15 protein-coding genes are annotated in these 13,414 nt (G+C 71.6%); 9 read left to right on the forward strand and 6 right to left on the reverse strand.

The window, feature by feature from the left end:
• Positions 1 to 100: 100 nt before the first annotated feature.
• Genes P5G59_RS13905 through treY form a run of 4 tightly spaced genes read right to left on the reverse strand, consistent with a single transcriptional unit; the run spans position 101 to position 4,669 of the window.
• The gene (locus tag P5G59_RS13905) at positions 101 to 469 is read right to left on the reverse strand and encodes a type II toxin-antitoxin system death-on-curing family toxin (protein ID WP_301219579.1); all 369 of its coding nucleotides are present in this window, start codon (positions 467 to 469) and stop codon (positions 101 to 103) included.
• On the reverse strand, positions 466 to 669 hold the full coding sequence (locus P5G59_RS13910) for a hypothetical protein (RefSeq protein ID WP_301219580.1): 204 nt from the start codon (positions 667 to 669) through the stop codon (positions 466 to 468). Before P5G59_RS13910 ends, P5G59_RS13905 begins: the two co-directional genes overlap by 4 nt.
• A 47-nt stretch (positions 670 to 716) precedes the next feature.
• Entirely contained in the window at positions 717 to 2,417 is a 1,701-nt protein-coding gene (gene treZ, locus P5G59_RS13915) for a malto-oligosyltrehalose trehalohydrolase (RefSeq protein WP_301219581.1), read from the reverse strand.
• Positions 2,414 to 4,669: a malto-oligosyltrehalose synthase gene (treY, locus tag P5G59_RS13920; RefSeq protein ID WP_301219582.1), complete on the reverse strand. Its 2,256-nt coding sequence runs from the start codon at positions 4,667 to 4,669 to the stop codon at positions 2,414 to 2,416. Before treY ends, treZ begins: the two co-directional genes overlap by 4 nt.
• Before the next feature lie 174 nt (positions 4,670 to 4,843).
• Here treY and P5G59_RS13925 point away from each other — a divergent pair, with 174 nt between their 5' ends.
• Positions 4,844 to 5,017 (forward strand): CsbD family protein, encoded by a 174-nt coding sequence (locus P5G59_RS13925; protein WP_018189266.1) that lies wholly within the window; start codon positions 4,844 to 4,846, stop codon positions 5,015 to 5,017.
• A gap of 141 nt (positions 5,018 to 5,158) precedes the next feature.
• Positions 5,159 to 5,488 (forward strand): hypothetical protein, encoded by a 330-nt coding sequence (locus P5G59_RS13930; protein ID WP_301219583.1) that lies wholly within the window; start codon positions 5,159 to 5,161, stop codon positions 5,486 to 5,488.
• Here P5G59_RS13930 and P5G59_RS13935 read toward each other — a convergent pair.
• Positions 5,461 to 6,411 carry a helix-turn-helix domain-containing protein gene (locus tag P5G59_RS13935; RefSeq protein ID WP_301219584.1) on the reverse strand — a complete coding sequence of 317 codons (951 nt, stop codon included), beginning with the start codon at positions 6,409 to 6,411 and terminating at the stop codon, positions 5,461 to 5,463. The two genes, P5G59_RS13930 and P5G59_RS13935, sit on opposite strands and share 28 nt — an antisense overlap.
• Before the next feature lie 86 nt (positions 6,412 to 6,497).
• Between P5G59_RS13935 and P5G59_RS13940 the strand changes: the two genes are divergently transcribed.
• Positions 6,498 to 6,713 (forward strand): hypothetical protein, encoded by a 216-nt coding sequence (locus P5G59_RS13940; protein ID WP_301219585.1) that lies wholly within the window; start codon positions 6,498 to 6,500, stop codon positions 6,711 to 6,713.
• Positions 6,714 to 6,792: 79 nt separating this feature from the next.
• On the opposite strand, the gene P5G59_RS13945 is transcribed toward P5G59_RS13940, so the two are convergent.
• Complete coding sequence (locus P5G59_RS13945) at positions 6,793 to 7,875, reverse strand: LacI family DNA-binding transcriptional regulator (protein WP_301219586.1); 1,083 nt, start codon at positions 7,873 to 7,875, stop codon at positions 6,793 to 6,795.
• A 187-nt stretch (positions 7,876 to 8,062) separates the two neighbouring features.
• Between P5G59_RS13945 and P5G59_RS13950 the strand changes: the two genes are divergently transcribed.
• Genes P5G59_RS13950 through P5G59_RS13975 form a run of 6 tightly spaced genes read left to right on the forward strand, consistent with a single transcriptional unit; the run spans position 8,063 to position 13,408 of the window.
• On the forward strand, positions 8,063 to 8,929 hold the full coding sequence (locus P5G59_RS13950) for an ABC transporter substrate-binding protein (RefSeq protein WP_301219587.1): 867 nt from the start codon (positions 8,063 to 8,065) through the stop codon (positions 8,927 to 8,929).
• Between the two features lie 21 nt (positions 8,930 to 8,950).
• Entirely contained in the window at positions 8,951 to 9,739 is a 789-nt protein-coding gene (locus tag P5G59_RS13955; protein ID WP_301219588.1) for an amino acid ABC transporter permease, read from the forward strand.
• Entirely contained in the window at positions 9,736 to 10,506 is a 771-nt protein-coding gene (locus tag P5G59_RS13960) for an amino acid ABC transporter ATP-binding protein (protein WP_301219589.1), read from the forward strand. Before P5G59_RS13955 ends, P5G59_RS13960 begins: the two co-directional genes overlap by 4 nt.
• Positions 10,503 to 11,525, forward strand: coding sequence for a Gfo/Idh/MocA family protein (locus tag P5G59_RS13965; protein ID WP_301219590.1), 1,023 nt, complete (start codon positions 10,503 to 10,505; stop codon positions 11,523 to 11,525). The genes P5G59_RS13960 and P5G59_RS13965 overlap by 4 nt, the downstream gene beginning before the upstream one ends.
• A gap of 28 nt (positions 11,526 to 11,553) precedes the next feature.
• Positions 11,554 to 12,729 carry an NAD(P)/FAD-dependent oxidoreductase gene (locus P5G59_RS13970; RefSeq protein WP_301219591.1) on the forward strand — a complete coding sequence of 392 codons (1,176 nt, stop codon included), beginning with the start codon at positions 11,554 to 11,556 and terminating at the stop codon, positions 12,727 to 12,729.
• A 49-nt stretch (positions 12,730 to 12,778) separates the two neighbouring features.
• Complete coding sequence (locus P5G59_RS13975) at positions 12,779 to 13,408, forward strand: HAD-IA family hydrolase (RefSeq protein WP_301219592.1); 630 nt, start codon at positions 12,779 to 12,781, stop codon at positions 13,406 to 13,408.
• Positions 13,409 to 13,414 lie beyond the last annotated feature (6 nt).

The following is a 13,414-nucleotide window of genomic DNA, read 5'->3' on the forward strand; positions in this document are numbered from 1 at the left end:
GGACACGGTGTCTCCGATCGGCGGTAGACCGCCACGATACCTGTGATCCGCCGCGCCCCTCCAGGCATTGACACGGAGGGGCGCGGCCGTTAGGCGCGGGTCACAATAGCGAGATCCGCGCCTCTATCCACTCGACAACCTCATCGTGTTCGATGCCGCCGTCCGCCACTTTCCGGATGAACGTATCGCCCTCCGCAACGGGCCCACTCGCGAGATGGAGGCCATTGAGCGCCAGGAAGGTCTTGGCGACGATCCACGCGAGTCGTTTGTTGCCGTCCGCGAGCGGATGATTCCGGTTCACGGCGATCAAGAGTGCCGCTGCCTTACTGACGTCGCCCGGATACATTTCCTGGCCGAAGACGGGCAGCGGTGATGCGAGCGCCGAGAGCAGCAGGTTCCGGTCACGAAGGTGAAAACCGAGCTGTCGGATCAAACCCAGCACATCGCGGGGCTCGAGGTATTCGGTCACTGGGAGAGAGCGTCGAGCAGCGCCGCGTCCTCTTCGAGGATGCGGTCCATGATCGCTCGAGTGCGCGCGCTCTTGTCGAGCTGAGCAGCCCGCTCTTCGAGTGCGAGCTTCACGACCTCTGTCTTGGTGCGGTGCTCCTGCTGCGCAAGCGCCTCGAGCAGCTCCTCATGAGCAGCGTCCAACCGCAGGTTCATCGCCATTTCCAGCCTCCTAGTACCAGGTGGTACCTGACTGTACCATGTGGCACCTAGTCTCGGCTCACCCGCACCGCTTCGCCGAACGCCGCGACCGCGCCCGCCGGCGCCTCGCCGAGTCCGGTGCCCGACAGACTCGCCTCGACGAGCAGGTCTCCGCGGCGGAAGCGGAAGACGCCCTCGGCGTAGGCGACGTCCGTCGCCGGGACGTCGGCGGGGATCGTCCGACGTACGGCGGTCAGCGTGCGGTACCACTCCAGCATCCGGGCGCCCTCGGGGCGGTCGAGTTCCGACCAGTCGAGCTTCGAGCGTTGGAAGGTCTCCGGGTCCTGAGGGTCGGGCACGACCGCCGGGTCCCAGCCCATCCGGGCGAACTCGGCGATGCGACCCTCCGCCGTCGCCTTGCCGAGCTCCGGCTCCGGGTGCGAGGTGAAGAACTGCCACGGCGTCGAGGCCGCCCACTCCTCGCCCATGAACAGCATCGGGGTGAACGGGCCGAGGAGGGTCAGCGCGGCAGCGACGGCGAGCCGGCCGGGGTCGAGCGTGGCGGTCAGGCGGTCGCCGACCGCGCGGTTGCCGATCTGATCGTGGTCCTGGCTGAAGACGACGAGGCGGGTGAACGGGATGTCGGGGTCGAGCGGCCGGCCGTGGAACCGCTCGCGGAAGCTCGACCAGGTGCCGTCGTGGAAGAACCCGCGCCGGAACACCTTCACCAGGGCGTCCGGGTCGGCGAAGTCGGCGTAGTAGCCGGTGTCCTCGCCGGTCAGGTTGGCGTGGATGCTGTGGTGCACGTCGTCGTCCCACTGCGCGTGCAGCCCGTAGCCGTGGTGCGAACGGGCGCGGATCAGCTTCGGGTCGTTCAGGTCGCTCTCCGCGATCAGCGTGCGCGGGCGCCCGGTCTCGCCGGCCAGCTCGTCGGCGAGCACGGCGAGGGCCTCGAGCAGGTGCGTGGCGCCGTGGTCCTGGAGGGCGTGCACGGCGTCCAGCCGCAGGCCGTCGACGTGCTGCTCGCGCAGCCAGTACTCCGCGTTGTCGAGGATGTAGCGGCGCACCTCGTCGGAGAGCGGCCCGTCGAGGTTCACGTTGACGCCCCACGTGCTCGCGCCCTGCCCGAGGTACGGGCCGAACTTCGGCAGGTAGTTGCCGCTGGGGCCGAGGTGGTTGTAGACGACGTCCTGGATCACGGCCAGCCCGCGGGCGTGGCAGGCCTCCACGAACCGCTGGTACGCGGCCGGACCGCCGTACTGCTCCTGCACGGCGTACCAGAGCACGCCGTCGTAGCCCCAGTTGTGCGTGCCGTTGAACGCGTTGACGGGCAGCACCTCGACGGCCTCGACCCCCAGCTTCACCAGGTGGTCGAGCCGGCCGATGGCCGAGTCGAGCGTGCCCTCCGGGGTGAAGGTGCCGATGTGGAGCTCGTAGATGAGCGCGCCGGTGAGGTCGCGTCCCTCCCAGGCGCCGTCCGTCCACGCGTGCTCCTGCGGGTCGAACTCGCGGCTCAGCTCGTGCACGCCGGCCGGCTGGCGGAGCGAGCGAGGGTCGGGGAACGGCCCGTCGCCGTCCACGACGTAGCCGTAGTCGAGCGGCGCGTCGGGCAGCGCAGGGGACTCGGCGAGCTCCCACCAGCCGCCGGCGGGGGCGGAGTCGGAGGCCGGGACCGGCGTCAGCGGGAAGGTGCCGAGGTCGCCGAGCACCACATCCACGCTCCTGGCGTTCGGCGCCCAGACGCCGAACCGGCGGTCGCGCGCCCTCATCGGACGACCGCCAGCAGCGCGACCGGGTACCGCTCGAAAACGGACGCCAGGCGCACGCGACCGTGGAACTCGCGGCCCGTCAGCTCGTCGCGCATCGGTTCCTCCCCGAGGTCGACCGTGGTGTCGGCCCAGCCACCGGTCGCGGACAGCCCGACGGGCAGGCGGGTGGCCAGCGCGATCGCGCCGCCACGGTCGAAGCCGACCAGGTGCCCGGCGCGCGAGCCCTCCGCGTAGACCGCTCGATAGCCGGTGAAGAGCTCGGGCCGGTCGCGGCGCAGGCGCAGCGCCTTCGCGGTGACCAGCACCTTGGCGGCGCCGGAGGAGTCGATGTCGGGGAGCCATCCCTCGTCGATGTGGGCGAGCAGCCCGGCCGACACGTCGAACTCGACCGGGCGCCGGTTGTCCGGGTCGACCAGCGACCGCTCCCAGCGCTCGGAGCCCTGGTAGACGTCCGGGATCCCGGGGGCGGCGAGCTGCAGCAGCTTCGCGCCGAGCCCGTTGCTCGCGCCGGGTCCGTCGATCACGGCGGACAGCGCCTCCACCTCGGCCCGCACCCGGTCGTCGTCGAAGGCGGCGTCGACGGCGGCGGCCATGCGCGCCTCGAACTCCTCGTCCGGATCGGTCCACGTGGTCGAGGCGCCGGCCTCCCGCGCCGCCTTGATGGCGTAGTCCTGCAGCCGCTCGCGCGACGCGGGCCAGGCGCCGACGATCGACTGCCAGAGCAGGTTCTCGAGCGAGCCGTCGCCGAAGCCGACGCGCTCGCGCACCGTGCGCAGGAACCGCTCCCAGCGGCCGGGAAGCTCGGCGAGCACGTGGATGCGCGCTCGCGTGTCCTCCCCGCGCTTGGTGTCGTGGGTCGAGAGCACGGTCATCGACTCGGGCAGGCGGCGCTGCCGGTCGACCTGCCTGCGGTGGAACTCCTCCGGCGAGATCGCGAACTCGGACGGGTCGCCGCCGACCTCGGTCAGCGACACCAGGCGGGTGAAGCGGTAGAAGGAGTTGTCCTCTACGCCCTTGGCCATCACGGCGCCGGTCGTCTGCTCGAACCGGTCGCCGAGGCGGTCGGTGATGCGGGCGATGACCTCCACGAGGTCGGGCCGGGACTCGGCGGCCGCCAGGCGCGCCTCCTCCAGGTACTCCGCGCCGTAGGGGAGGTAGCTGCGGTACACCGGGAACCACGCGGCGAGCTCGGCGACGGCGTCGGCCGTCTCCTCGTCGGTTCCCTCGCCCAGCTCGCGCACGACCCGCAGCACCTCGGAGCGGAGGATGCCGTCGGCGACGGCCCGCTTCCGGCGGTGGGTCAGCTCGGCCCAGTCCTGGCTCTCCTCGCGCTCGTCGATCTCGCCGGCGAACGCGGTCAGCGGGCCCTCGCCGGACGCGTCGACGAATACGCGGTCCACGACAGCAAGCGCGTCGTACCCGGTCGTGCCCTGAACGGGCCAGTCGGGCATCCGCTCGTCGCCTTCGATGATCTTCTCGACCCAGATCGGCGCGTCGCCGGCGAGGGCGCGCAGCCGCTCCAGGTACTGCGCGGGGTCGCGCAGGCCGTCCGGATGGTCGACGCGCAGCCCGTCCACCAGGCCCTCGTGCAGCCAGCGGCCGATCTCGCGATGGGTGTCGTCGAAGACCTGCTGGTCCTCGACGCGCAGGCCGGCGAGGGTGGTCACTGCGAAGAAGCGCCGGTAGTTGAGCTCGGCGTCGGCGCGGCGCCACGACATGAGCTCGTAGTGCTGGCGCGCATGCACCTCGCGTGGCGTGCCGCCGTCGGTGCCCGGCGCGAGCGGGAACCGGTGGTCGTAGTAGCGCAGTTCGCCGTCCTCGACGCGGAGGGCGTCCTCCTCGTCCGGGCCGTCGCCGAGGACCGGCAGCCGCAGCCGGCCGTGGCCGAACTCCCAGTCGATGTCGAAGTACGAGGCGAAGCGCGACCCCTGGCCGTTCTGCAGCACATCCCACCACCAGGCGTTCACGGCCGGGGTGGCGACGCCCATGTGGTTGGGGACGATGTCGACGAGCACCTTGAGGCCGCGCGCGTGGGCGGCGTCGGAGAACTCGCGCAGCGCCTCCGGGCCGCCGCGCGACTCGTCAACCCTGCTGTGGTCGACGACGTCGTAGCCGTGCATGGAGCCGGGCTCGGCCTCCAGGAGGGGCGACAGGTAGACCCAGTCCGCGCCGAGGCGCTGGAGGTGGTCGAGCACCTGCGCGGCGTCGCGGAGGGTGAAGGCGGGCGAGATCTGGAGGCGGTAGGTGCTCACCGTCTCATTGTCCGGGAGGCGATCGTGCGCGTGTAGGCCTTGAAATCGCGCGCCGCGGCCATTACTGGTCCGGCGTCCGGCACCGGGTTGACTTATCGGCCGGATGGTACGGGGTAGACGCGCTCCGGACGCGGTGGGAGCGTCGAGACCAACCGGACCACGAAAGGGGACGTCATGGGACTCGACGACAAGATCGAGAACGCGGGCGAGAAGCTCGGGGGCAACGCCAAGGAGGCCACCGGCAAGGCGACCGGCGACGAGCGCCTGGAGGCCGAAGGCAAGGGCGACCAGATCAAGGCCGACGTGAAGCAGGCCGGCGAGAAGATCAAGGACGCCTTCAAGCACTGACCCGCGGGATCGAAGCCGCCCCCGCCCGGACCGCCGGGCGGGGGCTTCTTCGTGCGGGGACGATTCCGCGGACGGGCTTCACCGCCCGTTCATCGGAGATTCGTCTATCGTTCACCGGTCGCGCGGAGTAACTTCCCGGTCATGGGAGACCGAGCGGACCGCGCGAGGGCGTGGCGGGGGGTGTGGATCGGCGGCGCGCTGACCGCCCTCGCCCTCGTCGCCACCGTCGCACTCTGCATCGCGATCCCGACGCAGGGGGAGAACCCGCGTGCCTGGGGCGTCATCGTCTGCGGGCTCGTCACGGTGGAGGTCTGCGCGCAGCTGACCGCGCGCAACCGCCGCCTGCTGCGGCACTACCGGGGCGAGGATCTGGTGCCCGGGGGTGCGCGGCGCGGTGCGGGTGGGCGCGTGTCCGCCCGGCTGCACCACTCGGCTGCGGGCGCTCAGGTGCGCGCGAAGGCCGCCCGGTAGCGCGTCGGGGGCACCCCGACCTCCGCGTCGAAGTGGTGGCGGAGCAACGTCGCGCTGCCGAAACCGCACCGGCGGGCGACCTCGTCGATGGGCAGGTCGGTGGTCTCGAGCAGTAGGCGTGCGTGCAGGATGCGCTGCGTGGTCAGCCACTGCATCGGCGGCACCCCGGTCTCGGCGACGAACCGGCGGGAGAAGCTGCGGGTCGACATGTGCACGCGTTCGGCCAGGCTGCCGACCGTGTGCGTCTCGTCCAACCGGTCGGCGAGCTGGTCGAGCAGCTCGCTGAAGGTGTCGTCCTCGCAGTCGCTCACCGGCTTGTCGATGTACTGCCGCTGGCCGCCGTCGCGCTGCGGCGGGACGACCATGTTGCGCGCGATCGTGTTCGCGACCGCGCTGCCGAGTTCGCGGCGGACCAGGTGGAGGCTGGCGTCGATGCCGGCGGAGGTCCCCGCGCTCGTGATGATGCGGCCGTCGTCGACGAAGAGCACGTCGGGGTCGACGCGGGCCTCCGGGAAGCGGCGCTGCAGCTCCTCGGCGTAACGCCAGTGCGTCGTGACGTCGCGGCCGTCGAGCAGGCCGGCGGCGCCGAGGGCGAAGGCGCCGGAGCAGACGCTGAGCAGGATGGCGCCGCGGTCGTGGGCGCGGCGGAGCGCATCCAGGAACTCGGGCGGGTACTCGTCGCGGATCGTCGCGGCTGGGACGGCGATGAGGTCGGCGTCCTCCATCGCCTCCAGTCCGTAGGGTGCCGTGAGGGCGACCCCGATGGGGCTGTGGATGGGGGTCTGCGGGTCGATCGCGCAGACGCGGAAGTCGAACGGCTCGAGGCCCGCGTAGCTGCGGTCGAGCCCGAAGACCTCGCAGACGACGCCGAACTCGAACATGGCGAAGTCGTCGATCAGGGGGACCGCGACGGATCGGATCATGCACGCCAGTGTACTGGCCGAATGTTTGCGAAGGTAGACCGAAAGCCATCTCGTGTCCGAATCTTTACGTCCGTAACGTGAAGGTCATGGCAAACACGACGTGGACACAGGGCATCGACCACGGCTGGGTGGCTCACCCGGCCCGCACGAACGGCGGACGTCCGGTCGCCAAACGGCGCTTCCTCCTCAGCGAGTGGCTGCCGTCGGCGATCCTCGCCCGCGGCGGATCCGTCACCCGCGAGACCGACCGCGCGCTGAGCGACCTACGCGCCGCGCAGTCCGCCCGCGAGACCGGTCGCTGACCGAGGTTCCTCCCCACAGATTCGTGCCGAATGTGCGCTATGGCACCGCCATAACGCACATTCGGCACGAATCTCCGGGTCAATGAGTGGCGGAGGCGGGGGTCGGCGCAGCGACGGAGGCGCGGCGGATGAGGGCGGCGTCGAAGACGACCGACTCGTCGTCGACGCGCTCGCCGCGGATGCGCTGAAGCGCGAGCCGCGCGGCGGCGGCGCCGAGCTCGTAGATCGGCTGCTCGACGACGGTCAGCGGCGGCGTGGTGATGCTGGTCCAGTCCGCGTTGTCGAAGGCGATCAGTGAGACGTCCTCGGGGATGCGCAGCCCGAGCGTCCTAACCGTCTGAAACACCGTCATGGCGATGAGGCTGTCCGACGCGATGATCGCTGTCGCCGGGGTGTCGCCCTCCAGCAGCTCGCGGGTCACCACATCCACGCCGCGCCGCCTGGCGTCGAGCCGGATGCCGCGCTCCGGCGACGGGATGCCTGCGTCGGTGAGCGCCTCCATCACGCCGTCGACGCGGTCGGCCACGCTGGACATGGTGATGGTCCCGCCGGGGGAGTAGGCGGGCTCCGGGTAGGGCTGCGTCGAGATGAAGGCGATGCGGCGGTGCCCTTCCGCGAGCAGTTCGGCGGTCGCGCGGGCGGCGGCAGTGCGGTTGTCGACCGTGACCGAGTCGTAGCGGTGGCCGTCCGCGCGGCGGTCCAGCAGCACGAGGGGGCGGCCGGCGGCGGCGACGTCCGTCAGGTGCGAGACGTGGGCGGAGGATGCGGGCGCGACGATGAGCGCATCCACCTGCTTGTCGAGGAGGACGTCGACGGCGGCTTCCTCCGCCTCCACATCCTCGTCCGAGTTGGTGAGGATGACGTCGTAGCCCGCCGCGCTCGCCACGTCGGAGATGCCCCGCATGGCGTGGGCGAAGAACGGGTTCTCGATGTCGCCGACCACGACGCCGATGGTGTTCGAGCGGCCCGTGTTCATCGAGCGGGCCAGCGCATTCGGGCGGTAGTTGAGCTCCTCCGCGGCGGCGAGCACGCGCGAGCGCACCGCGTCGCTCACCTGGCCGTAGTCGCCGAGGGCGCGCGCGGCCGTCGCCTTGGAGACCTTGGCCGCGCGGGCGATGTCGGCGACCGTGACGGCGCGCCGCGATGCGGGGCGTGGGGACATCGGTGAGCCCTTCCTTTTCCGCACCTCGCCTGTTGACGAATCCCGGAGAGGTGTTGTAGCGTCCCAGAAAACCAACTGAGACCGGTCTCAGCGTAATCGCCAGAGACCGGTCTCAGCAACCAAGAGATCGACGAGGATCGCACGTCCCGTTTCTCGCCGACCCGCCCCCACACGATTGGACCCCGCAGTGAAACGACGCACCCTCCTCCGGCCGGCAGCACTGCTGGCCGCCGCGGCCTCCGCCGCACTGGTCCTCGCGGCCTGCAGCGCAGGCGGCGCCTCCGGCTCGGCCACCAAGGACAACCCGTACGGGCTCATCGAGGCCGGCACCGTCCGCGTGGCGAGCCTGGGCGACTCCAAGCCCTACACCTTCACCGACGCGAGCGGCACCTTCACAGGCTTCGACGTCGAGCTGTTCACCGATGTCGCCAAGCGCGCGGGCATCGGCAAGCCGGTGTTCACGGGCCAGGACTTCTCCGGCCTCCTCGCCGCGGTCGCCAACCACCAGTTCGACGTCGGCGTCGCCGCCATCGGCATCACCGCCGAGCGCAAGAAGACGGTCGACTTCTCGGACGGCTACCTCGCCGGCTACCTGACCGTCCTCACCACCAAGGCGAGCGGGATCGACGACGCCAAGGGCCTCGACGGCAAGCGCCTCGGCGTCGTGCAGGGCACCCTCCAGGAGGCGTACGCGGTCAAGAACTTCCCGAAGGCGAACCTCGTCCGCTTCCCGGACAACAACGCCGCCGTCTCCGCCCTCAACAGCGGCTCGGTCGACGCGCACTTCCTCGACTACGAAGCCGCGAAGAGCTACGTGACGCAGTACCCGGCGCTCAAGGACGCCGAGGACATCCCGTCGTTCGACGCCCCCGCCGGCTTCGCCATCGCGAAGGGCAACCCCGCCCTCAAGAACGCCCTGAACAAGGGCCTGCACGAGGCGATGGAGGACGGCACCTGGAAGAAGCTCTACCAGAAGTGGTTCCCGGGCTCGCCGATGCCGAAGCAGTACCTGCCGAAGGCGGAGCAGTCCTCGACGCCCACCCCCTCGAAGTAGGAGACCCGCAGGGAGATCCCCATGGACTGGCTCACCACCATCACGCACACCTTCTTCGACATCCCGTCGATGCTGCAGGTCTTCCCGCAGCTGCTGGGCGTCGGACTCGTCAACACGCTGATCATCTCGATCGCGGCGACCGTCATCGGCGTCGTGCTCGGCATGGTGGTCGCCGTCATGGGGATCTCCACCTCCCGCTGGCTGCGCATCCCCGCCCGCATCTATACGGACGTGTTCCGCGGCCTGCCGGCGATCCTCACCATCCTGCTGATCGGGCAGGGCTTCGCACGGTTCTCGCAGTCGATCTTCGGGCCCTCGCCGTACCCGCTCGGCATCCTGGCCCTGTCCCTGATCGCGGCCGCGTACATCGGCGAGATCTTCCGGGCCGGCATCCAGAGCGTCGACCGCGGGCAGCTGGAGGCGTGCCGCGCGCTCGGCCTCAGCTACGCCAAGGCGATGGCGCTTGTCGTGGTGCCGCAGGGCATCCGCCGCGTGCTGCCGGCGCTGGTCAACCAGTTCATCGCGATCGTGAAGGACTCCAGCCTGGTGTACTTCCTCGGGCTGCTGGTCGGCGAGCGGGAGCTGTTCCGTGTCGGCCAGGACGCCGCGGTGCTCACGGGCAACCTGTCGCCGCTGGTGCTGGCCGGTCTGTTCTACCTGGTCATCACTGTCCCGCTGACCCACCTGGTCAACTACTTCGACAACCGTTTCCGCACCGGACGCCGGAAGCCGGCGCCGCCGGAGAGCGGCCTGGACGAGCTGGACGAGGTCCAGCCTCCCGCGCCGATCACCCTCGGGAGCAACACATGACGTACACCTCGCCCCTCCCCGCCCAGCAGACGCCCGACTTCCGCGGCTCCGCTCTCGACCTCGTCGACCTGACGATGGCGTACGGCGACATCGACGTGCTCCGCGGTGTGTCGATCTCGGTCGCGCCGGGCACCACGACGTGCGTGATCGGGCCGTCCGGCTCCGGCAAGTCGACGATGCTCCGCGGCGTGAACCGGCTGCACGAGCCCAAGGGCGGCGACGTCCGGCTCGACGGCGAGAGCATCCTCGGCACGAAGCCCGACGTGCTCCGCCGCCGCATCGGCCTGGTCTTCCAGCACTTCAACCTGTTCCCGGACCACAGCGCGCTCCAGAACGTCATGCTGGCGCTGCGCAGCGTCAAGCGGATGCCGAAGGCCGAAGCGAAGCGGATCGCCGAGGAGCGCCTCATCGAGGTGGGGCTCGGCGAGCGGATGGACCACCGCCCGCGCGACCTCTCCGGCGGCCAGCAGCAGCGCGTCGCGATCGCCCGCGCCCTCGCGATGGAGCCCGAGGTGATGCTCTTCGACGAGGTCACCAGCGCGCTCGACCCCGAGCTGGTGAAGGGCGTGCTCAACCTCATGGCAGACCTGGGCCGTCGCGGCATGACGATGGTCGTCGTCACCCACGAGATGAACTTCGCCCGCAAGGTGGCCGACCAGGTCGTCTTCATGGACGAGGGCCGGGTCGTGGAGGCCGGGCGGCCGGACGACCTGTTCGACCGGCCGCAGAGCCCGCGCCTGCAGCGCTTCCTGTCGGAGGTGCTGTGAGCGACGAGCGCCCGATCCGCGTCGGCCTGATCGGGTACGGCGTGGCCGGGCGGGTGTTCCACGCGCCGTTCCTCGCGGCGGACCCCGCGTTCGAGCTGGCGGCGGTCGTCACCTCGCAGTCCGACCGGCTGGCCGCCGACCATCCGGGCGCGAGAGCGGTGGGCGATGTGGATGCGCTGCTCGCCCATCCCGGACTCGACCTGGTGGTCGTCGCCTCGCCCACCCCGCTGCACGTCGCGCACGCCGCGGCGGCGATCGACGCGGGGGTCGCGACGGTGGTCGACAAGCCGTTCGCGCCGGACGTCGCGTCCGGCCGAGCCCTGGCGGAGCGGGCCCGAGCCGCAGGCGTGCCGTTCACGGTCTTCCAGAACCGGCGCTGGGACGGCGACTTCCTGACGCTGCAGCAGCTCGTCGCCGACGGCTCGCTCGGCGACGTCCGGCGGTTCGAGTCGCGGTTCGAGTGGTGGAAGCCCTCGGTCGACGACTCCTGGAAGTCGACGACCGGCGCGGAGGAGGGAGGCGGCATCCTGTTCGACCTGGGCGCCCACCTCATCGACCAGGCGCTGCTGCTGTTCGGCCCGGCGAGCGTGAGCCACGCCGAGGTGCGCAACCGCCGCGGCGGGGGCGCGGACGATGACGCGCTGGTCGTCCTGGAGCACGCCTCCGGCACGACGAGCCAGCTCTGGATGAGCGCCGTCGCGCCTATCGTCGGCCCGCGCTTCCGCGCGCTCGGCTCGAAGGGCGGGTACGTCTCGTGGGGCCTCGACCCGCAGGAGGGGCAGCTCCTGGGCGGCATGCTCCCGGGCGATGTGCGCCTCGGCCGCGCCGAGCATCCCGCGCGGGTCGGGACCGACGCCCACCCCGGCGAGCTCCCGCTCGCCCCCGGCGACTACGCCGGCTTCTACCGGCAGCTCGCCGCCGCACTGCGCGGCCGGGCGCCACTGCCGGTCGACCCGGCCGGGCCGCTCGCCGTGCTCGACCTGATCGGGTCGGCCCGGGCGTACGCCGCGGCCCACTGAACGAACAAGGAAAGAAGGAAGCACCACCATGTCCCACTCCCGACCCACCCACGTCGTCGTCCTCGGCGGCGGCATCCTCGGCGCCTCCACCACCGCACAGCTGGCCCGCCAGGGCGTGGAGGTGACGCTCGTGACCGCGGGCGCGCTCGCCGACGGCGCCTCCGGCCGCTCCATCGCGTGGCTGAACTCGTCCGGCGACCGCAGCGCGGCGTACCACTACCTGCGGCTGGTGGCGCTGGACCGCTACCGCACCTGGCGCGAGCAGCACCCGCGCAGCCGCGACTACCTGCGCTTCGACGGCGCGCTGAAGTGGGCCGCCGAGGGCGAGAGCTTCCGCCGCACGTTCGAGTTCGAGCGCGCCAACGGCTACGACAGCGTCTGGGTCGACCGTGCCGACGTCGCCCGGATCGCACCGGACGTCGACGCCTCCGCCGTTGCGGAGGAGGGCGCCATCTTCAACGCGGGGGAGGGCTGGGTCAGCCTTCCGGACCTCATCGCCGACCTGATCGCCGAGGCGACCGCCGCGGGCGCGAAGGTCGTCGAGCACGCGGGCGAGGCGACGGTGGATGTGCAGGGCGGCGTGGCCGTCGGCGTCGTGCTGGGCGACGGCACGCGCCTGCCGGCCGACGCCGTCGTGCTGGCGACCGGCCCGTCGGTGCCCGCGCAGCTCGCGCGTCTCGGCGTCACCGTCCCCGACGCGACGCCCGCCGCGTTCGTCGTGTTCACCAAGCCGGTGGACGTCGAGCACCGGACGGTGCTCAACACCCCGCGGGTCGCGGTGCGGCCGACGCCCGACGGCCGGCTCGTCCTCGACGCCGACTGGGCGGAGCAGTCGGTGCAGATCGCCGACGACGGCACCATCACGGTCCCGGAGGCGTCGGTGCAGGGTCTGCTCGACGAGGCCTCGAAGGTCATCGCGGGCAATCCGCGGCTGGAGGCCGACCGCATCGGCGCCGGCCTGAAGCCGATTCCCGGCGACGGCGACCCGGTCGCCGGTCCCGTGCCGTCCATCGAGGGCCTCTACGCCCTGTTCACCCACTCGGGCGCGACGCTCGGGCTCGCGCTCGGCGAGCTGGCAGCTGAGGAGATCGCCACCGGCACGCCGTCGCCGGTGCTGGAGGCCTTCCGCCTCGAGCGCTTCGACGCCGAGGGTGTGGCCGACGCCGTGCCGACGGGGGCGTGGGCCCCGGTCGCCGAGCAGTAGGCAGGCCGAGCCGGCCGTCTCGTCCCCGCCCGTCTCCTAAGCTCGGCGCGTGGAGAGTATCGAGGCGGCCGGTTTCCTGTTCGACATGGACGGCACGCTCGTCGACTCCACCCCCGTCGTGGAGGCCGTATGGACGTCGTTCGGCCACCGGCACGGCATCGACCCGGCGACGCTCCTGGCGTACGCGCACGGACGGCAGGCCGTCGACACGATCGCGCACTTCCTGCCCGAGCTGGGCGAGGCCGAGCGCGGGGAGCTCGTCGCCGCCCTCGTGGCCGAGGAGGTGACGAGGACCGACGGCATCGTGCAGATCCCCGGGGCCGTCGGGCTGCTGGAGGGGCTCATCGCCGACGGGGCTCCAGTGGCCGTCGTGACGAGTGCGCCCCGGGAACTCGCGGTCGCGCGGCTGCGCGCGGCCGGCGTCCCGGTGCCCGAGGTGCTGGTGGCGGCGGAGGACGTGACGAAGGGCAAGCCCGACCCCGAGGGGTACCGGCGCGCGGCCGAGCTTCTCGGCGTCCCGGTCGGGGAGTGCGTCGTGTTCGAGGACGCGGAGGCCGGACTCGCCGCTGCCGTCGCCTCCGGCGCTCGAGCGGTGGTCGTGGGCGGCCACGCGTCGCCCACGACCGACGGGCTGGCGCGGCTCGCGGACTACACCGGGTTCCGGGCGCTGCTGCGCTGACCGGGA

This window comes from Leifsonia virtsii (assembly GCF_030433675.1).
Classification (GTDB): Bacteria; Actinomycetota; Actinomycetes; order Actinomycetales; family Microbacteriaceae; genus Leifsonia; species Leifsonia virtsii.